We start from the raw sequence: 19,662 nt of genomic DNA, 5'->3' as shown, positions 1-19,662 counted from the left end.
TAGTATAGGGAAGGACGGATGTGCAGGGGAACCGGCTGACAGGCCATTGGCTGTCGGCATCCTACGGGAGAATGAGTTCACGGCGACTGCACGGGCTCTGGATGCGGGTCCTATGCATGGTGAAGGATTGTCGGGTCTCCTCAAAATTAGATAAGGAATGATGGGTGGTTTTTTGGGTCAGGTGCTTCGAGGTCGCGCGCGAATACGACGGTGGGTAAGGTGCGGACGTGGAGCTGCGGCTGTGTGGGCTGGGTTGTGGGTAAGTTTGGGGTTGGCATTTGGGCTTGCGGGCGGCGCGGCCCTGGGACAGGAGATTCCGGCAGCGTCAACGCCGGCGCGTACGCTGAACACGGTGCCGAGTGGAGCGACACCTGCGCAGGGGCAGCAGACAAAACCGGTTGCGGAGAAGCCGGATTCGGTTGACGACAAAGACGTGGGGCTGACGACTTCGCTGTGGCAGTGGAAGGGGCTCGTCGTCGAGAAGATCTTGTTTGAGGGCGTGAAGTTCGATGCGACGGATACGCTGCCGAAGGAGTTGCCGCAGAAGGTTGGGGTGCCGCTGGATCCGCAGGAGGTGCGGGCTAGCCTGCGGCGTTTGTTTGCTAGTGGCAGGTATCGGGATATTTCGGTTCGCGGGATTCGCAAAGGAGACCAGGTGACGCTGGTGTTTGCGGGACTGGCTCGGTACTACGTGGGACGGGTGACGATCGCGGGGGTGAAGAGCGAACGGCTGACGTCGCTGCTGGAGTTTGCGACGAAGCTTTCGCCGGGGACTGCGTTTACCGAGGCGCAGATACCTGCGGGGACTGCCGGGATCAAGGAGATTCTGCAGCAGCAGGGTTACTACGAGCCGACGGTGGCGGTGAAGCCGGAGACCGATGAAGCGGGCGATCAGGTGAATGTAACCTATACGGTTGCAATTGGACCGCAGGCGAGGGTGGGAGAGATAAAACTGGTGGGCGACGATACGGGGTTGACGCCGGAGGAGTTTCGGAAGAAGTCGAAGCTGAAGGAGAACAGCAAGGTGCGGCGGGATACGACGAGCAATGCGCTGGACCGGCTGCGGAAGCTGTATCAGAAGAAGAATCGGTTGGAGGCGACGGTTTCGCTGCAGAAGCAGACGTATGATGACGCGCGGGACAAGGTGGACTATGAGTTCCACGCGAACCAGGGGCCTGAGGTGAAGGTGTCGGTGGAGGGGGCGAAGATTTCGACGGGGCGGCTGCATCTGCTGGTTCCTATCTTCGAGGAGGGAACGATCGATAACGATCTGCTGAACGAGGGCGTGTTCAACATTCGCGACTACGAACAGCAGCAGGGATACTTCGACTCGAAGGTGGATGTGAGGGTGGTGGGGAACGGTACGACGGCGGAGCAGGTGGTTTTTACTGTGGATCGCGGGGTGAAGCACAAGGTAGTGGCCGTGGATTTGAGGGGCAACAAATACTTCACGGACGATCTGCTGCGGGAGCGGATGCGGGTGCAGAAGTCGAATGCGTATCAGCGGAGCGGGCGTTACAGTCCGGCGCTGGTGTCGGGAGATGTGGGTGCGATTCAGGCGCTGTATCGGGCGAATGGATTCGATCAGGCCAAGGTGACGACGGATGTGAAGGATGTTACGACCGCGAAGAACGGGAAAAAGCTGAAGGTGGGTGAGATTGCGGTGACGTTCACCATCGTTGAGGGGCCGCAGCAGAAGTTTGGCAAAGTTGATTTGACGGGAGTGGACGCGGCTAGAGTGCAGAGTGTGCGGGGCCTGATGAATGCACAGGCAGGCCAGCCGTTTTCGCTGGTGACGCTATCAGGCGATCGCGACACGGTGTTGCAGTATTACCTGGCGAATGGATTTGACCAGGTGAAGGTGGAGATAAGGCAGACGAAGGAGTCGGCGGATGCGGATAAGACGGATGTGTCGCTGAACGTGACGGAGGGGCAACAGGTCTTCGTGAATCGCGTGCTGCTTTCGGGGGTGGAGAAGACGAGGCCGAGTGTTGTGGCGTCGCAGATTCTGGTGCACCCGGGGGATCCGCTGGACCAGACGGCGCTGTTGCAGACACAGAGAAATCTTTACAACATTGCGCTGTTCAACGAGGTGGTGGCGGCGGTGCAGAATCCCGCGGGAGACGCTCCGCAGAAGAATGTGTTGCTGCAGTTGACGGAGGCGAAGCGGTGGAACGTGACGTATGGGTTCGGCTTCGAGGCGGCGCTGGGAACACCGCAGACAGGGACGATCTCGGAGGCGTCGTGCATCCAGCTTGGACTGACCTATCCCTGTAACCAACTGTCTCCGGATGGCAAGCCCGGCGTAAGCCCACGGGTTTCGCTGGATGTGTCGAGGATTAATCTGCGGGGGTCGGAGGATTCGCTGACGCTGCACACGACGTACGGTTTGCTGGAGCAGGTGGCGACGTTGACGTTGCAGAATCCGCATCTGCGGGGGAGCAAGAACTTCAGCGCGGCGATCGCAGGCGGCTACTCAAATGTGCAGGATATTACGACGTTTCAGGCGTCGACGCTGCAGGGGGACTTTCGCATTACCGAGAAGTTTCGGCGGCGGGACACATTTATCTATGACTTTCTCTATCGGCGGGTGAAGGTAAATCCGAACAGCCTGCAGGTCTCTGCGGATCTAATTCCATTGCTGTCGCAGCCTGTGCGTGTAGGAGGGCCGAGCTTTACCTGGTTTCATGACACGCGGTCACCGGGGCCGCTGGATGCGGTGAAGGGGCAGTACTCGACGGTGCAGGGCTTTGTGGCTTCGTCGAAGTTTGGATCGCAGACGGACTTCTGGAAGCTGGATGGAACGAACTCGACGTACTACCAGTTTGGCAAGCTGAAGTATGTATTTGCTCGGGAGACGAGGATTGGCTATGAGCGGGCGCAGGGCGCAAATCCGAATGTGGGAAACACTGCATGCGCGGGAGTTTTGCTGACGACGAATCCGAGCTGCAATTCGATACCGCTGCCGGAGCGGCTGTATGCGGGCGGTGCGAACTCGCATCGCGGATTTCCCATCAATGGTGCGGGGCCCAGAGACTTGCAGACCGGCTTTCCGGTGGGTGGGTCGGCGGCATTCGTGAATTCTTTTGAGCTGAGACTGCCGGCGCAGACTTTGCCTCTGGTGGGCAATAGCGTGAGCTTTGTGATCTTTCACGATATGGGCAATGTGTTTCAGAATGCGAAAGATATGTTTCCAAGCTTTACACGGTTCAATCAGCCGAACAAGCAGACGTGCGCGAATGTTTCAGGGATCATCGGGACCTGCAACTTCAACTATTTTTCGCATGCAGTGGGACTGGGTGCACGCTATAAGACACCGGTTGGGCCGATTCGCGTGGACTTTAGCTATAACCTTAATCCGCCGGTGTATCCGATTATTTACGACTTCAACAACAACCCTCCGCATGAGGGGCAGGCTTCGCACTTCAACTTTTTCTTCAGTATTGGAGAGAGCTTTTAGATGCGTTGGATGACGCACAATTCGAGGTTGCTGCTGGTCGCGTTTGCGCTGACGCCCGTGTGGAAGAGTGGGCAGGCCTGGGCGTTTTTGCAGACTGCTGCTGGGCAGACGGCGACACCTCAGGCGGGGGCTACGAGTACGGCACCTGCTGCTACGCCTGGTGCTGCGGCGCAACAGGGCGTCGTGCTGGATCGCGTGGTTGCTGTGGTGAATGGTGATGTGATTCTGGAGAGCGATGTCGATGAAGAGCGGCGGTTTGAGGATATTCAACCTTATCGAAGGACTGCAGGGGATCGCTCGAGGGAGAGAACGATTGAACGGTTGATCGATCGCGATCTGATCTTGCAGCAGGCGGAGCAGGAACCGGAAGATGCAATCACCGACCAGGCGCTGGATGAGCAGTTGACGATGCTGCGGAAGGATATTCCTGACTGCAAGGCGTATCACTGCGAGACCGAGGAGGGTTGGAAGAAGTATCTTAGCGACCACGGGTTTACGGTGGAGGAGTTCCGCGAGCGGTGGCGGCTGCGGATGCAGTTGCTGAAGTTTATTGAGGTACGGTTTCGGAATGGGATCAAGATTTCAGACGCAGAGATCAAGGAGTTTTACGAGAAGAGAATGGCACCGGAGTATGCGAAGCGAGATGTGACTCCACCCAAGATGGACACGATCTCAAAGAGGATTGAAGAGGTGCTGCTGCAGCAGCAGGTGGGAGCGCTGCTGGTGGACTGGTTGAAGTCGCTGCGGGTGCAGGGCAGCGTGAAGATTATGAATCCGGGCGAGGTGGCGCCGTGAGCGACCTGGAGAAGAAACTCAGCGAGAAGAAAGAAAAGATGGAGGCGAAGGTTGCCGGCGAGATTGCGAAGGTGAAGCGATCGCTGGCGAAGCGGATGATGATCTGGATTGGCTGGACGGTGGGGGCATTGCTGGTTCTGGTGCTGGTGTTGTTCGGGGTGTTTGCGTGGTACTCGAAGACGAACGACTTCAACCGAAGAGTTGGCAAAGAAGTTGTTAAAGTCCTGGAGGATGCGACTGGCGGAAGAGTGGAGCTGGGGAAGATCAGCTTCGATCTGTGGCATCTTGCGGTGGAGGCCGATGGGCTGGTGATTCATGGACTCGAGGGGCCGGGGGAGGCTCCTTATCTTGCGGTGGATAAGGTGCTGCTGCGGGTGGAGATCTTCGACTTCTTCACGCATGTCAGCGGCACCGGCATCTCGTCGCATGTGCGGCTGAACTATCTCGGTGTGGAGCATCCTCAGTTTCACTTGATTGTGGATAAGGATGGAAAGACGAATCAGCCGGTGCCGAAGCATCCTAGTACAAGCAACAAGCCCGTTCTCGACACGGTACTGGACCTGAAGGCGCAGGAGGTTGTGGTGTCGGATGGAGTGGCGTTGCTGAATGATTTGGCGATTCCGTTCCATCTTGTTGCGCGAGATCTGGATGCGAAGGTGCATTACATTGCGTCGACGGATCGCTATGGTGTGACGGTTGACTTGAAGGATCTGCGGACGAAGATGGGCAAGCAGGTGGAGGCGCAGTCGGGGTTGAGTCTGGCGGTGGAGCTGGGACGAGACACGATTGAGCTGCAGCGATTGAACTTTACGACGGGCAAGAGCTCGAAGCTGGATGCGACCGGGAGCATCAAAGACTTTGCCAGGCCGGAGTGGCAGGCGACTGTGAAGGGGACGGTGGAGATCAAGCAGGTCTCCGTGCTTGCCGATGTGGACGGTTTGAATGCGGGCACGGTGGACCTGGATTTGAATGGGCATAATTGCACGACCTCACCTGCTGTGGCGCAGAAGCATCCGCCGTTCTGGCGGCGAAGCCATCCCGCGGAGACGACGAAGCCTCTGCGTCCGTTGCCGCCTGATCCGGATTGTGTGGCTGGATATCTTCTGGTGGGGACGGCGAAGATTCATAAGGCGGCTTATCGGGATCAGAATGTGCGACTGCATGATATCGATGGCGGTGGAACGTTGCATGTGACGCCCACGGAGTTGTTGCTTACCGCGTTGACGGGATATCTGCCTGGCGGAGGCAGCGCGGCGGGTGAGCTGCGAATTGTGAACTGGCTAGGAGAGGTACCGCCGCAGGATATTGCAGTGAGTTCGTCTTCGACCAAGGCTGCGATAACGACAGCCAATACCACAGCCAAGACGATTGGGGCGAAGGCTCCGATGAGCGAGACGGCGAAGGTGCCCCCGGTGCAAACGGCTCATGCTTATTTGACTGCAATGGTTACGAAGATTCCGCTGCGAACCATTATGGATGTGACGGCGCCGGAGGACTATGGCGATCTGGGATTTGATACCGCTGTGAGTGGGCCGGTGAAGGTGGAGTGGGGCGGTCCGGCGAAGAACATTGCGGATACGGTAGAGGTGGATGGGAATTTGACTTTTACGTCGACGGGGGTGAAACGGCGGGGCGCATTGAACGATGTTCCTGTGACGGGGCAGGCTCTGGCGCATTACACCGGCCGCAACGAGACGGTTCGGATTCAGCGGATTACGCTGCAGATGCCGCAGACAAACTTTGAGGCGTCAGGAGTTCTGGGTGTGAACGAGGGTGATCCACTAACTGACCTGCGGGTGGATATGACGGTGCGAGACCTGTCGGAGTACAACCAACTGCTGACGACGCTGGATCTGGAAGGAAATGGAAAGAAGGGTACCGCGGCGATTCCTGTGGTACTGCATGGCGCGATGCAGTTCAACGGAACGGCGAAGGGGAAGATTGCGGATCTTGATGTGAAGGGACATCTGCAGGCGACGAATGCGGAGTTTGCGCTGGGAACGACGGATGTGTTGCTGGATTCGCTGGTGACGGATGCGGAGTACTCGCCGAACACGGGTGTTGTCGTGGCGACTTCGACGATCAAGCGCGGGACTGCGGTACTGAATGTGGAGGGCAAGATTGCGCCGCGGAAGGTAGTGTCGCCTCGCGGTGCGGTGAGTTATCTGTGGGACGACGGGATGGCTCTGGATGCGAAGGTGCAGCTGGCCAATGCGCAGGTCGTCGATGTGTTGCAGATTGCGGGGCAGCAGGAGAAGGTTTCGCTAACAGGAACAGTGGCGGTGGACGGGCATGCGGCGGGAACGCTGAGGAGTTTGAGTGGGGGTGGCCATGTCTCGTTGATGAACGGGGTGGCCTATGGGGAACCGTATGAGTCTGCGGTGGCGGATTTGACGGTGCAGGGGAAGGATTTGGAGGCGAGCAATGTTGTGCTGCGCGTGCATGGGATGCAGATTGCAGGTAACGGCGGGTACGACATGGGAATGGAACACCTACATGGGCATGTCGAAGGGCATGATATTCAGCTGTCGAAGTTTGAGATGGTGAAGAAGGCGAAGAACGATGTGGATGGGACGGTGGACCTGGTCGCGGATGCGAATGGGACGATGACGCAGCCGGGGCTGAAGGCGAAGGTCACGTTGAATGGGATGTCTTATCGAGGGCAGACGATTGGCGAGGCGGCGGTGGAGGCGCATAGCCAGGGAGAGGTGATGTACTTTACTGCGGACTCGACGCTGGTGGGAGCGAAGCTGAATGCTTCGGGAGAGTTGCGGCTGACGGGGGATTATCAGACGCAGGCGAAGATGACGGTGGCGGGTCTAGATATCGGCAAGCCGCTCGGGATGTTTGGGCCGGGGACGATGAAGGCGCAGTCGATGATCAATGGGACTGCGACGGTGAGCGGTCCACTGAAGACACCGAAGGCGCTGCGTGGCGAAGCCGAGTTCAATCAGGTGGATGTGAAGTTGCAGGGAGTGGAGCTGAAGGCGGCGGAGCCTCTGCGGGTGGGACTGCGTGATGGTGTGGCTACGCTCGAGCAGGTTCATATCACCGGGCAGGATACGGACATGCGGGCGAGCGGGACGGGACAGCTGTTTGGAGCGACGGATCCAAAGGGAGGCAAGCTGGATGTGAAGGCGACCGGAAGCGTGAGCATGACGCTGCTGCATACCTTCGACGCGGATGTTATTTCGACCGGCAAGGTGGAGTTTACCGTGGGCGCTGGCGGGTATGTGATGAATCCGGAGCTGACGGGAAGGGTTCAGTTCGAGAAGGTGAATGTTGCGATCGATGGAATTCCGAATGGGTTGAGCAATATGAACGGTACGCTGGTGTTCAACGGCGATCGGCTGCAGGTGGAGAACCTGGCTGCGACGACTGGCGGAGGAACGCTGAAGATCGGCGGGGCTATTCGCTACAAGAATGGGTTGTATGCGGACCTGTCGGCGACCGGCGATGTGGTGAGGGTGCGGCTGTATGGGCTGAGCGCTACGGCGAATGCGAATCTGAAGCTGCAGGGAAGCCCGGACAGTGCGCTGTTGAGTGGAACGATCCTGATTACGCGATTTGGCGTAGGGGCTGATGTGGATTTTGCTGCGTTCGGATCTGCAGGGGGAGTGAGTCCGCCGCCCGATCCGAATGCTCCGGCGAACAAGATTCGTTTGGATGTGCACGTGACGAGTGCGCCGCAGCTTGATTTTCAGAACTCGTATGCGAAGCTGGCGGGGACGGTCGATCTGCAGATTCGCGGGACGGCTGCGGACCCTTCGTTGCTGGGACGGATCGAGATCAACGAGGGAAGCGCGACGTTTGCCGGGACGAAGTATCAACTGCAGCGCGGGGAGATTTACTTTACCAATCCGGTGCGTATTGACCCGATCATCGACCTGGATGCGACTGCGCAGGTGGAGAACTACGACATTACGATTGGGCTGCATGGGACATCGACGAACTTGAAACCGACCTATCGGTCGGAGCCGCCGCTGAGCGAGTCGGATGTGTTTCAGCTGCTGGCGCTGGGCCGGACGCAGGAGGAGGCACAGCTCTACCAGGAGCGACAGGTGCAGCAGGGCACCGATCCGACGACGAGCGCCTTGCTGGGTGGGGCGTTGAACGCTACGGTCAGCAACCGCGTGGAGAAGCTGTTTGGCGTGGGCAGCGTGAAGATCGATCCGGCGTTTGTGGGGACGCTGGGCGGGTCGTCGGCCAGGATTACCGTGCAGCAACAACTGTCGCGGCAGATTACGGCGACGTTTGCGACGAATGTGAATACTTCGGCGCAGCAGCTGATCCAGGTGCAGTATGACTTGAACCACGACAACTCGATTGTGGTGTCGCGTGACGAGTCGGGCGTATTCAGCGTTGTCTATAAGCTACGGAAAAGGTATCGTTAGCGCGCTGAGGTAGAGGCTGCATCGTACGAGGTGTGGATGAGGGCACGGATGCCGTTTTTCGCGGCGCTAACGATCTCCGGAGGGAAGACTATGAGCAGGATGAAGAACTTTGCATGCGCCGGCGTGTTGGTTTTTGCCGGTCTGACGATGTTGGATGGGGCATCGAGGGGCGTGGCCCAAAGCGCGCAGGGCAATGTCGGGCCGGGGCCAAACGACGCGCGGATTCAGGCGGAGGTGACGAAGGCGCTGGATAACAAGCGATTCAAAGATGTGAAGAGCTCGGTGCAGGATGGCGTTGTGAAGCTGACGGGGACGGTGGAGCTTTACAGCGCGAAGCTCGACGCGGACGACCGTGCCCACCACCGGCAGAATGTGAAGGGGGTTGAGAATCAGATTGAGGTTGCGGGGCCTGATGTCGATGACATGACGCTGCGGAACAAGCTGGCGGAGAAGCTGGCGTATGACCGGGTTGGGTATGGAACGACGGCGTTCAATGCGTTTACGATCGGCGTCGAGAAGGGTGTGGTGACCCTGGGCGGGACCGCATATGGCCCCACGGATAAGGATTCGGCGTTGAGCCTGGCAGAGAACTATCCGGGGGTGAAAGACGTGATTGATAACGTGGAGGTGGCGCCGGTGTCGCCTATGGATGACAGGATTCGACTGGCAGAGGCGCGGTCGATCTATGGCTTTCCGCAGTTGAACAAATATGCGATTGATCCGGCAAAGCCGATTCGGATCGCGGTTGTGAATGGGAACGTGACTTTGTCGGGCGTGGTGGACAGTCAGTCGGACAAAGATGTGGCGAATATTCGTGCTAATGGTGTGCCGGGAGTGTTCAAAGTGGTGAATAACCTGGAGGTGGTTGGGGGTGAGGCGGAGAAACCGGCTAAATAAGGCTGTTTTTTGACCTTTAGGCACGCTGGCTAGGTTGGAGGGGACGAACTCTTTTACGATAGAAGGATGGCATCGTTGTGGAAGAGTACGGTTGTAACGCTTGAGATGATCAAGTGGGAGCATTCGGTGTTCGCGCTCCCGTTTGCGTTGACAGGAGCGGTGCTGGCTGCGGGTGGTTGGCCGACGCTGCGAGTTCTGGGCTGGATTATTGTGTGCATGGTGGCTGCGCGGTCTGCGGCGATGGCGTTCAATCGACTGGCGGATGCGCAGTTGGATGCGGCGAACCCGCGCACCGCCATGAGGGCTTTGCCTGCCGGCGCGCTGAGCAAAGGGTTTGTTGCGGGATTTGTGGTGGTGTCGATCGCGCTGTTTGTGGTGGGTGCGGCGATGCTCAACCGGCTGACGCTGGAGCTTGCTCCTGTGGCGCTTGCTGTGGTGCTGGCCTACAGCTATATGAAGCGGCTGACGCGGTGGTCGCATGTTGTGTTGGGTCTGGCGTTGGGGATTGCGCCTTCGGCCGCGTGGATTGCGGTGCGGGGATCGCTGGATATCAGAATTGTTGTGCTGACGGCGGCGGTGCTGTTGTGGGTTGGCGGCTTCGATGTGCTGTATGCGTGTCAGGACTTTGAACACGACCGCAAGGTGGGACTGAACAGTGTGCCGCAGGCGTTCGGCATCACGGCGGCCTTCTGGATTGCGCGCGGGATGCATTTGGGGATGCTGCTGCTGCTGTGCTGGCTGATTGAGCTGTTTGGGTTGGGAAGGATTGCGATGTTGGGGGTTGGGCTGGTTGCGATCCTGCTGCTGTATGAGCACTCAATTATTTCGCCGAAGGATCTGCGACGCATGAATGCGGCTTTCTTTACGCTGAATGGGGTGATCTCGGTGGTGTTCTTTGGGTTTGTTGCCGCGGATGTGTTGATGCACAAATAAGAAAGGCCCGCACAATGGCGGACCTTTCAAGAGGGATTCGCCTGGCTAGCTGTTGTGCTCTCGTTTGAAGTTATCCAGCTTCTCGTTCACGCTGTCCTTAACATTCTGTGCAGTGTTTGCAATCTTCTCGCGCATGTTGTGAGCGGTGTCTTCTGCGTGGGCTTTGTAGTCTTCGCCTTTGACGTCAGTACGAGCGCGGGCATCATCCTTTGCGACCTCCGCGGCATCTTTAGCGTTGCCCCAGGTCTCCTTGGCGGCACCCTTGACTTGATCGGCTACGCCCGAGTTGGCTAGCTTTTGATTACCGACGGCTTCGCCTACGCTCTGCTTGATCTTGCCGGCTACCTGATCGAATTTACCTGCTGCTTTTTCGGTGTTCATAGTTGACTCCTTGCGTATAGAGCGAGAGGGCTGCGGTTTAACTTCTTAACTTCGAGAGTGGTTATAGGGCTCGTCTGCCAGACAGCAGGTTGAAGATGAGCACGATGATGGCCAGAACCAGAAGGATATGAATCCATCCACCGAGGGTGTAGCTGCTAACAAGTCCCACAATCCACAGGATGAAGAGAATAATTGTGATTGTCCAAAGCATTTGGTTCTCCTAAGACGATTGCCGGCTTCACTTCCCGGTTCGCCGTGATGGCATTCAAAGATTCAGGCCCGTCCTGTGGTAAGTTGCCCGGTTAGGCGAGTGGGTTGCCAGAGGGAATAAAATATGAACCAAACATGAACGAAATGTGCGGGGTATCTGGATTGAAGGTGGCGATTCAAGGAGAGTTGGGCTCGAATAGCCACATGGCAACTGTCGAGATGCTGGGCAGTCGCGAGAAGTTAGAGATTGTTGCTTGTACGGTATCGGCCCAGGTGCTGGCGAAGGTTCTCGCGGGTGGGGTCGATGCGGCGGTGCTGCCCATTGAGAACAGTCTGCACGGATCGGTTGCGGAACATTACGATCTGCTACTGGATCTTCCGGTGCATATTGAGCGCGAGAGTTTGATGAGGATTCGACACAATGTGATTGCGATGCCGGGAGTGAAGTTACAGGAGATCAGGAGAGTGATGTCGCATCCGGTCGCGTTGTCGCAGTGCCGGAGATTTCTGGCTTCGCATCCGGAGTGGGAGGTGGTCCCTTTCTACGACACGGCGGGGAGCGTGAAGCGACTCATGGGAGAGGGTCTGCGGGATGTTGCAGGGATCGCTCCTGCGCTTGCGGCAACGGAGTATGGCGCAGAGGTAATGGTGGCGGGCATTGAAGACCATGCTGAGAACTACACGAGGTTTCACCTGGTGAAGCGCGACGGTGCGTCGGTCGAGGAGCCGGCAAAGGACGGGAACAAGATGAGCCTGGCGTTTGCCATCGAACATCGACCGGGAACGCTGGTGGCGGCGTTGCAGAGACTGGCGGACGCCGGGGTGGACCTAACCAAGATCGAGTCCAGACCGGTTCCGGGTAGCCCGTGGGAGTATGTCTTCTACGTCGATGTGCGGTTCGATTCGGCGGAGAAGGCTGAGGCTGCGTTGAGTGCGTTACGGGAACACTGCCGGATGGTGAAGGTGCTGGGTCGATATTGGGCGGCTTAGCGGTCCCGCTGTCCCGGACGTTATATTGGGCTTGCCTTGGCCGGTGGCAAAGTGGCGGGTCTGAGGCGTAGTATGCCCAGTACTGTGGGCGGTCAAACGACGGCTTGATTATCCCGTCCTTCTTTGGGTCGAGATTGATGTCGTGGGGTGATTTGGCGAGGATCTGACGACTGGGCTCTTATTTGGAAGAGCAATCTTGAAATCCCTCTTTTAGGAAGTTACTCACTGATGCGAATGGGGTTATGGCCGATGACGGAATGTGGAGACGCACGTTTTCCGGAGAGAGGGGCATAGTTTGCGACCAGATGAAGACTTGCTGCATCGAATAGTGGATAATCTGATAGAGGTACACTCAATGCCAAGCGACTTTGTAAGTGTGATTCAACCGACCGCGACCAAAACCAGCGAGGGGTCGGGTGCTGAGGTGATAGGGAAACGGCCTGTTCCGGTGTTGCCGGTTCGGGATACTGTCCTGTTTCCTCACGCGGTGCTTCCGTTGACGGTGGGGCGGGATAGCTCGATCCAGCTGATTCAGTCGCTGGGCGAGGAGAAGACCATTCTTGTGGTGGCGCAGCGGGATGCGCGGCAGGACGCTCCGCAGGCTGCAGATCTGTTTGCGACTGGTACCAGAGCGACGGTGCACAAGGTCGTCAAGATGCCGAACCAAAGTCTGTTTGTGTTCACCGAGGGCAATGAGCGGGTACATCTTGGCGAGTTTGCGCAGCTGGCGCCCTTTATGACGGCCGAATATGAGGCCATTCCGGACGTGGATCCACAGCAGACGCCAGAGGCCGAGGCGCTGCAACGGAATGTGGTCAGCCAGTTCCAGCAGATTGTGACCTCGTCGCCTACCTTGAGCGACGATCTGCAGACGATTGCGATCAACATCGACGAACCCGGGAGGCTGGCGGACTTTATCGCCTCCTCGCTTCCGTTTTTGACGACGACTGACAAGCAGGAGCTACTGGAGACGCCAGATGTTTCGGCGCGTCTGGAGCGGATCAACAAGCACCTGGCGAAGGAGCTTGAGGTGCAGCAGCTGCGCAACAAGATCCAGACCGAGGTGCAGGATTCCGTGCAGTCGTCGCAGCGGGATTACTACCTGCGCGAGCAGTTGAAGGCGATCCAGAAGGAGTTGGGTGATCAGGATGATACCCAGAAGGACATCGCTGAGCTGAAGGAGAAGATTGAGACCGCCGGGATGCCGGAAGATGTGAAGAAGGATGCGTTGAAGGAGTTGGGCCGGTTGAGCCGGATGAATCCTGCGGCGGCGGACTACTCCCTGACGCGGAACTATGTGGAGTGGCTGGCGGTGCTGCCGTGGTCGAAGACCTCTTCGGGCGAGGTGGATATTCTGAAGGCGAAGGCGATCCTCGATGAGGATCACTATGGCTTGAAGAAGGTGAAGGATCGCATTCTGGATTACCTTTCGGTGCGGCGTTTGAAGCCGGATATGAAGGGGCCGATTCTGTGCTTCGTTGGGCCTCCGGGTGTTGGTAAGACTTCGCTGGGACGTTCGATCGCGAAGGCGTTGGATCGCAAATTTTCACGCATCTCGCTGGGCGGTATGCATGATGAGGCCGAGATTCGCGGACATCGGAGGACATACATAGGCGCGTTGCCGGGGCAGATTATTCAGCACCTGAAGCGGGTTGAGGTGAAGGATCCGGTGTTCATGCTGGATGAGATCGATAAGCTGGGGCGCGACTTCAGGGGAGATCCTGCGAGTGCGTTGCTTGAGACGCTTGATCCGGAGCAGAATAATACGTTCCGCGACAACTATCTCGATCAGCCGTTTGATCTGAGCAAGGTGTTGTTTATCTGCACGGCGAATCAGCTGGATACGATTCCCGGGCCGCTGCTTGATCGTATGGAGATCATCGAGCTGACCGGTTATACGGAAGAGGAGAAGGTGAATATCGCCATCAAATACCTTATTCCGCGGCAGATCAAAGAGAACGGTATTACGGAAGAGAACATCGAATTCCCGAAGGACAGCGTGCATCTGATCGCGCGGCACTACACGCGGGAGGCTGGTGTTCGCAAGCTCGAGCAGCAGATTGGGACCGTGTGCCGCAAGGTTGCGCGCAAGATCGCGGAGGGTCAGACGGAGAAGGTTGTGATTACTCCGGAGGTCGTGCACGAGTTTCTTGGCGGCATCAAGGTGCGTGTGGATACCGAGATTGCGGAGCGTACCAAGCGTGCTGGGGTTGCTGTGGGCTTAGCGTGGACACCGGCGGGCGGCGATGTTTTGTTCATTGAAGCGAACCGGATGAAGGGCAAAGGCGGCTTCACGATCACCGGTCAGATTGGGGATGTGATGAAGGAGAGCATGCAGGCTGCTTTGACCTGGGTGCGCTCGAATGCCGCGTCGTTAGGGCTCGATGAGGACTTTACGAAGGATGTGGACCTGCACATTCACGTGCCTGCGGGAGCGATTCCGAAGGATGGTCCTTCGGCCGGCGTGACGATGGCTACGGCTCTGGTCAGCTTGTTGACGGATACTCCAGTGCATCCTCTGACGGCGATGACGGGCGAGATTACGCTGAGCGGCAATGTGCTGCCGGTTGGCGGGATCAAGGAGAAGTTCCTTGCGGCGAAGCGGGCCGGCGTGCGGGATGTAATTCTGCCGGCGGACTGTAAACAGCAGGTGGATGAGGACTTAACGCCGGATCAGATTGAGGGCGTTACGCTGCACTACGCTACGCGGATTGAGGATGTCCTGGCCGTCGCGCTGCCGAAGACTCGGGCGGAGAAGGTGAAGGATGAGGTGGTTCGCGAAGAGGTTCTTCACGCTACGGTGTAAGTTCGATCAGGACGAAGGGCGGTTCGGCGGTTGCCGGATCGCCCTTTTTTCTTTTCGGCGGGAGAGATTTTTTGTTTGGTGGTGGAGGGGTGTTTTTGCGGGGGTTTTTGCGAAATATGGGTGTTTTGCTGTGGTGTTTTTGTGGTGAGACTGTGGTGATTTGCGTGGCTGATGTGGTGTTTTAGCCGTCATGTTTTTAGCGTCTAAAAATGTGACACGTTTTTGAGGTTTATTTTCAGGCGGTGGCTGGGATGATGACGGTTGGGCACTCGACGCTGGAGCTGGGGGCGTTTCTGCGGGCGCTGAGGGAGAATGACTGCTCGACGCTGGTGGATGTGCGGCGGTATCCGGGGTCTAAGAGGTATCCGCAGTTTGGGCAGGAGAGGCTGTTTGCGTCGCTGGAGGGGGTTGGAATTCGCGGGGTGTGGAGGGTGGGACTGGGTGGGCGCAGGGCGGCGAGGAAGGACAGCGTGAATACGGGGTGGCGGAACGAGAGCTTTCGGGGATATGCGGACTATATGCAGACGCCGGAGTTTGCCGCGGAGATGGATTGGTTGATGGGGCTGCCGGATCTGAAGACTGCGGTGGTGATGTGTGCGGAGGCGGTGCCGTGGCGGTGTCACCGTTCTCTGATTGGGGATGCGGTGCTGGCTCGTGACGGAGAGGTGGAGGATCTCTTTGTGACGGCTGAGGGTGGGAGTTCGCGGAGGGAGCACGCAATGACGGAGTTTGCGCGGGTGGAGGGTGTGCGGGTGTGGTATCCGGGCAGGGCTGAGTCTGGATCGTTCGATTTGTTTTGAGGGTGGTTTCGCCGAGTCCTGTTCGTGAGTAAATTTGGGAGGATGTGTGAGCTTGACCATCCGGTAAGGAGGGAGAGGGCCTGCCAAGCACTAAGTTCGACCTATGAATCTTTCCTCCACAATCTCTCGCCGGTTTTGACCGACGCATAAAGCGTTCAAGGATTGTTGAACTTTGCGACATCCGTACTCACCCCGGCCAGAACGCCACCTTTGAAGAGGCCATCCAGCGCGGTATCGCCACAGTTTCATCGTGGGAAGGTGAAGAGCTCGACGAGCGTCCTCACGCGCTCTCTCTGACGGCTGCGCGGCAATCGCCTGGTTCTTGTCAGCTCGGCGATACCATGGAGGCTCGCCCAAAACATCTCCGATAGAACCTCCGACTTCGAGCCCTGCCCCTGAAACAACTCGAGGAGTTGGGAAAACGCGAATCGCAGCTCCGGAGGAGTAGCCGCGTCATCGAATGGTACGCTCAGGCTGAGCGAAAACATCGCTTCATACAGTGCTGGTGAAGACGCGGCGAACTCCAGATATGCGGCCGCGACGGATTCGACTGTACTTCCACGCTTCACCCGTTTCCGTGCCTTCTCCAAAGCCAGGCCCATCTCCTGGAAACCCTCGATAGCCACCGCGGCGAGAATCCCTTCGCGGCTTCCAAAATGAGCGTACAAGACGGGTTGGCTGTATGAGATTTCGTCGGATAGCCGCCGAACGGTTACGTTGGACCAACCTTCAAGCTCCGCTATTTGTCGCGCGGCACTAATAATCTGTGCCCGTCGGGCCTGCCGGTCACGCAGTTTTCGTTCCGCAATTCGGTTCGCTGCCAGGGGCATTGCCATTGATAGGAAGTATAGCGCCGCTAGAATCAACACTTAGCGGATAGTGAAACTTTTCCTAGCTTTTCACATCTTATATAGCGTTGCTAGATTTTATAGTAAGGAGACATTTTATGCATAACGCTATCCCGCTTTCTCTCGCTGCTCTCATGGCTGTGGCGATCCTTGTTATCGGTTGTTTCTACCTTGTCTCTCCTGAACGAATGATAGGGTCCTTTGGTCTTAAGCCGCCTGCACCCGATGCTGACACTCGTGCCTGGCTGCGTCTTAAAGGAGTTCGAGACGTCGCATCCGGATTGGTTGTGCTGACCTTGATGCTGACCACGGACACGCGGACGGTAGGCATAGTTCTACTCGTTGAAGCCATCGTCCCTTTTGGCGACATGTCAAACGTTCTGGGGTCGGGCGGGTCGAAGTCGAAGGCGTTTTCAGTTCATGGCTTGACCTGCGTGGTGATGCTGGTCGTCGGCATCGTACTGATTCATGTCACTTGAGAGAGATGCCACTTGAGATCCAGCCACTTTAGATCCAGCCACTTGAGAGAGATGCCTTTAACCGTTCTTGTCGACCGTGAGTTGGTTGAACAACCAGTAGATGGAGGAGTTCATGATGGAAGTCCTAAGTGTCGTTGCAATTATCGTCGCGGGATTGATGGTTGGATGTGAACTGGCCATCGCCGCGCTTATTCATCCAACGCTCGATAGACTTCCGGATGACGCCCATCTGCCAGCCGCAAGCGCCATCGCTCGTGTGCTGGGGACGGTCATGCCGTTTTGGTACAACCTTACGCTTTTGCTTACGTTAGCCGAGGTTGTTATCCGATGGCATCAATCTGGCCGCTTACCGATCTGGTTCGCTACATCGGCCGTTTTGTGGATCGTCGCGATTGTCTATACGCTTATCGCCCTCGTGCCGGTCAACAACCGTATTAAATCGTGGGAGAAGTCCACTCCTCCTCCCGATTGGAAGACGTATCGGCGCAGATGGGATATGCATCACCGCTGGCGTGTTGTACTCCTCACGATAGCTTTCGCGTTTCTGATCTGGGGATTCGTTAGCAAGTAGTCCTCTTTGGCCCCCCCCGCAGCGAGGCGATGGGTCTGCCTGCTTGGCCGGGGCCCGAGCACTCTTCTGACGCGAAGAGGTGGGCGTTGCGTTGGCAGACATGATCGATGCCAGAGCGACATCACACTGCCGCTTATCAATGCCAGACTATCGCGTGTTCCCAACGGGGCACACGCCTATCGTATATAGGAATCTTGCTGGGTCAAGGTTGCGGCTCCAGCGTCTCGTCCACCAGGATGTGGGTTGCGGGGACGGTGGTGAATCTGGACGAGAGTTGTCTTCCTGAGGATTCGAAGGCGTGGCAGATGCAGTTGCGTCCGGCAGCTTTGGCGGAGTAGAGGGCTTCGTCGGCGATCTCGATGAGGTCTTCAGAGGTCTCCTTCCATCCGAAGGCAGTAGCGATGCCGATGCTGATGGTGGGGGAGTCGATGAGCGTTCTCTGACTGGCAATTTTGGTGGCCTGGACGGCTTTTCGAAGCTCTTCGGCGATGCGCCATGCCTGGCTGGAGGCGGATTGGGGAAGGATGACGAGGAACTCCTCGCCGCCGTAACGTCCGATGGCTCTGGATTCGGGGATGATGTGGGAGATGACGCGGCCGAGCTCTTTGAGTACGGTGTCTCCGGTGCGATGGCCGAAGGTGTCGTTGATGGCTTTGAAGTTGTCGACGTCGATGAGGAGGATGGAGAAGGGGGAGTTGTGCTTCGAGGAGTGCTGGCACTGGGCGTCGAGAAGGGCCATGATGTGACGGCGGTTGAAGAGTTCGGTGACGGGGTCGATGATGGCGGCGCGTTCGAGGTCGACGATCTTGGAGAGGTCTCTGGCGGTGTGGAGGGCGAGGGTGGATACGGTAAAGACGAAGATGGATGCGGCCAGGAAGACGAGGCTGACGATCCAGTCTTCGTAGTTGTCTGGACCGTCGGTGGTGTTGATGCGGAGGAAGATGGCGACGCCGACGGCGGCGAGGGTGAGAAGTGCTCCCATGATGCGCCAGGTGGAGCGGGCACGGCCGCGAGGCAGCATGGCGCAGATCCGGCGGATGGGGAGGAGTGAGGAGAGGAATAAGACAACTGAGGTAGCGAGGATGAGTTGAATTACTAGATTTGGGATAGCTGGAATGGTCATGGGATGGTGCGACGACTGATGAAGGTTGGATGCCAAAAGGAGCGTGGATGTTGGTCGGAGCCAGCTTATCTGGGGTGGCTAGGGTGCAAGTGATGCCATCGCAGCGGTTATGGAAGTTGCCGATAGGTTGCAGTAGTTTGGCGGTCTTTAATTTGGAACCGTGGATGGTGCAATTTGTGGTGCGATGGTGTTTGTGGTCGAACTTCGGTGAGTGCCGAAGAAACCTGTTGGGGGTGGATTGATTCTCAAGTAGAAGAGGGTTTGCGATGCCAAATGTGAAAAAGCCAAGTGCGAAGAGTGTGGTGAAGAGGCCAGGAACGAAGAGCGCGGCGAAGTCTGCAACGAAGAGCGCGGCGAAGTCGATGCCTGCGAAGGGGAAGGATCCGAAGGGCGGGCTGACGGCGGCGGGGCGGGAGTTTTATAAGAAGACGGAGGGTGCGAATCTGAAGCCGGGAGTGAAGGGGGAGGCGGATACTCCGGAGAAGATGCGGAGGAAGGGATCGTTTTTGACGCGGCACTTTACGCATCCGCGCGGGCCGATGGTGAAGGATGGAGAACCGACGCGGTTGGCACTGAGTGCGCATGCGTGGGGTGAGCCGATTCCGAAGACGGAGGCTGCGGCGAAGAAATTAGCGGCGAAGGGGAGGAAGCTGTTGGAGAAGTATCGTGCGGCGAAGGAGTCTTAGAGAAAGCGGTCATGTCTTCGCATGAGGCCCACATCTCAAAATCGAGATATGGGGTACCCGGCTGTTGGAGAAGTGTCATGCGCCGACGGAGTTTTGAGGCGGAGGTTGTTCGTACGAGGGCAATCTTAGGGTCGAGATATGCGCCTGGTGCCGTTGGGGGTGAGGATTTCTGTGAGGTGGGAAGGAGAGCGGTTCGCGCCTGCCAGCGCGAATAACCCACCCTATCGCGATACGACCGCGAAAGGATGGGGCACCCGGTCCTTTCGGAGCTCAGATATCGGTACCCGAT

15 protein-coding genes are annotated in these 19,662 nt (G+C 57.6%); 11 read left to right on the top strand and 4 right to left on the bottom strand.

Translation table 11 applies throughout. The annotated features are described in order from the left end of the window. Positions 1 to 271 precede the first annotated feature (271 nt). The 5 genes from RBB75_RS03150 to RBB75_RS03130 all read left to right on the top strand — a co-directional run bounded on the left by RBB75_RS03150 (position 272) and on the right by RBB75_RS03130 (position 10,479). Positions 272 to 3,460, top strand: a complete 3,189-nt coding sequence (locus RBB75_RS03150) for a POTRA domain-containing protein (protein WP_257031137.1) — start codon at positions 272 to 274, stop codon at positions 3,458 to 3,460. Then, positions 3,461 to 4,255 (top strand): peptidylprolyl isomerase, encoded by a 795-nt coding sequence (locus RBB75_RS03145; RefSeq protein ID WP_353069478.1) that lies wholly within the window; start codon positions 3,461 to 3,463, stop codon positions 4,253 to 4,255. After that, complete coding sequence (locus RBB75_RS03140; RefSeq protein ID WP_353069477.1) at positions 4,252 to 8,649, top strand: translocation/assembly module TamB domain-containing protein; 4,398 nt, start codon at positions 4,252 to 4,254, stop codon at positions 8,647 to 8,649. Before RBB75_RS03145 ends, RBB75_RS03140 begins: the two co-directional genes overlap by 4 nt. A gap of 90 nt (positions 8,650 to 8,739) precedes the next feature. After that, positions 8,740 to 9,546 carry a BON domain-containing protein gene (locus RBB75_RS03135; protein WP_257031136.1) on the top strand — a complete coding sequence of 269 codons (807 nt, stop codon included), beginning with the start codon at positions 8,740 to 8,742 and terminating at the stop codon, positions 9,544 to 9,546. Positions 9,547 to 9,612: 66 nt separating this feature from the next. After that, positions 9,613 to 10,479, top strand: a complete 867-nt coding sequence (locus RBB75_RS03130; RefSeq protein ID WP_353069476.1) for a UbiA-like polyprenyltransferase — start codon at positions 9,613 to 9,615, stop codon at positions 10,477 to 10,479. A gap of 45 nt (positions 10,480 to 10,524) precedes the next feature. On the opposite strand, the gene RBB75_RS03125 is transcribed toward RBB75_RS03130, so the two are convergent. After that, positions 10,525 to 10,860, bottom strand: a complete 336-nt coding sequence (locus tag RBB75_RS03125) for a CsbD family protein (protein ID WP_353069475.1) — start codon at positions 10,858 to 10,860, stop codon at positions 10,525 to 10,527. A gap of 61 nt (positions 10,861 to 10,921) precedes the next feature. Further along, on the bottom strand, positions 10,922 to 11,071 hold the full coding sequence (locus RBB75_RS03120; protein WP_121472057.1) for a lmo0937 family membrane protein: 150 nt from the start codon (positions 11,069 to 11,071) through the stop codon (positions 10,922 to 10,924). A 134-nt stretch (positions 11,072 to 11,205) separates the two neighbouring features. Here RBB75_RS03120 and pheA point away from each other — a divergent pair, with 134 nt between their 5' ends. The 3 genes from pheA to RBB75_RS03105 all read left to right on the top strand — a co-directional run bounded on the left by pheA (position 11,206) and on the right by RBB75_RS03105 (position 15,666). Continuing rightward, positions 11,206 to 12,060 (top strand): prephenate dehydratase, encoded by an 855-nt coding sequence (gene pheA / locus RBB75_RS03115; protein ID WP_257031135.1) that lies wholly within the window; start codon positions 11,206 to 11,208, stop codon positions 12,058 to 12,060. 355 nt (positions 12,061 to 12,415) lie between these two features. After that, the gene (lon, locus tag RBB75_RS03110; protein ID WP_179639297.1) at positions 12,416 to 14,866 is read left to right on the top strand and encodes an endopeptidase La; all 2,451 of its coding nucleotides are present in this window, start codon (positions 12,416 to 12,418) and stop codon (positions 14,864 to 14,866) included. Positions 14,867 to 15,117: 251 nt separating this feature from the next. After that, positions 15,118 to 15,666: a DUF488 domain-containing protein gene (locus tag RBB75_RS03105; RefSeq protein ID WP_353069474.1), complete on the top strand. Its 549-nt coding sequence runs from the start codon at positions 15,118 to 15,120 to the stop codon at positions 15,664 to 15,666. Positions 15,667 to 15,911: 245 nt separating this feature from the next. Here RBB75_RS03105 and RBB75_RS03100 read toward each other — a convergent pair whose 3' ends face one another. Then, complete coding sequence (locus RBB75_RS03100) at positions 15,912 to 16,502, bottom strand: TetR/AcrR family transcriptional regulator (protein WP_353069473.1); 591 nt, start codon at positions 16,500 to 16,502, stop codon at positions 15,912 to 15,914. A gap of 110 nt (positions 16,503 to 16,612) precedes the next feature. Between RBB75_RS03100 and RBB75_RS03095 the strand changes: the two genes are divergently transcribed. Next, the gene (locus RBB75_RS03095; protein ID WP_353069472.1) at positions 16,613 to 16,993 is read left to right on the top strand and encodes a DUF4267 domain-containing protein; all 381 of its coding nucleotides are present in this window, start codon (positions 16,613 to 16,615) and stop codon (positions 16,991 to 16,993) included. A gap of 112 nt (positions 16,994 to 17,105) precedes the next feature. Beyond that, on the top strand, positions 17,106 to 17,564 hold the full coding sequence (locus RBB75_RS03090; protein ID WP_353069471.1) for a DUF1772 domain-containing protein: 459 nt from the start codon (positions 17,106 to 17,108) through the stop codon (positions 17,562 to 17,564). A 202-nt stretch (positions 17,565 to 17,766) separates the two neighbouring features. Here the strand turns inward: RBB75_RS03090 and RBB75_RS03085 are convergent, their stop codons facing one another. Beyond that, positions 17,767 to 18,687, bottom strand: a complete 921-nt coding sequence (locus RBB75_RS03085) for a GGDEF domain-containing protein (protein ID WP_353069470.1) — start codon at positions 18,685 to 18,687, stop codon at positions 17,767 to 17,769. Between the two features lie 266 nt (positions 18,688 to 18,953). Between RBB75_RS03085 and RBB75_RS03080 the strand changes: the two genes are divergently transcribed. Continuing rightward, complete coding sequence (locus RBB75_RS03080) at positions 18,954 to 19,373, top strand: DUF6321 domain-containing protein (protein ID WP_353069469.1); 420 nt, start codon at positions 18,954 to 18,956, stop codon at positions 19,371 to 19,373. Positions 19,374 to 19,662: the final 289 nt, after the last annotated feature.

Origin of the sequence: Tunturibacter empetritectus (assembly GCF_040358985.1) — a bacterium.
Classification (GTDB): domain Bacteria; phylum Acidobacteriota; class Terriglobia; order Terriglobales; family Acidobacteriaceae; genus Edaphobacter; species Edaphobacter empetritectus.
This window is presented reverse-complemented; position numbering and strand designations above follow the sequence as displayed.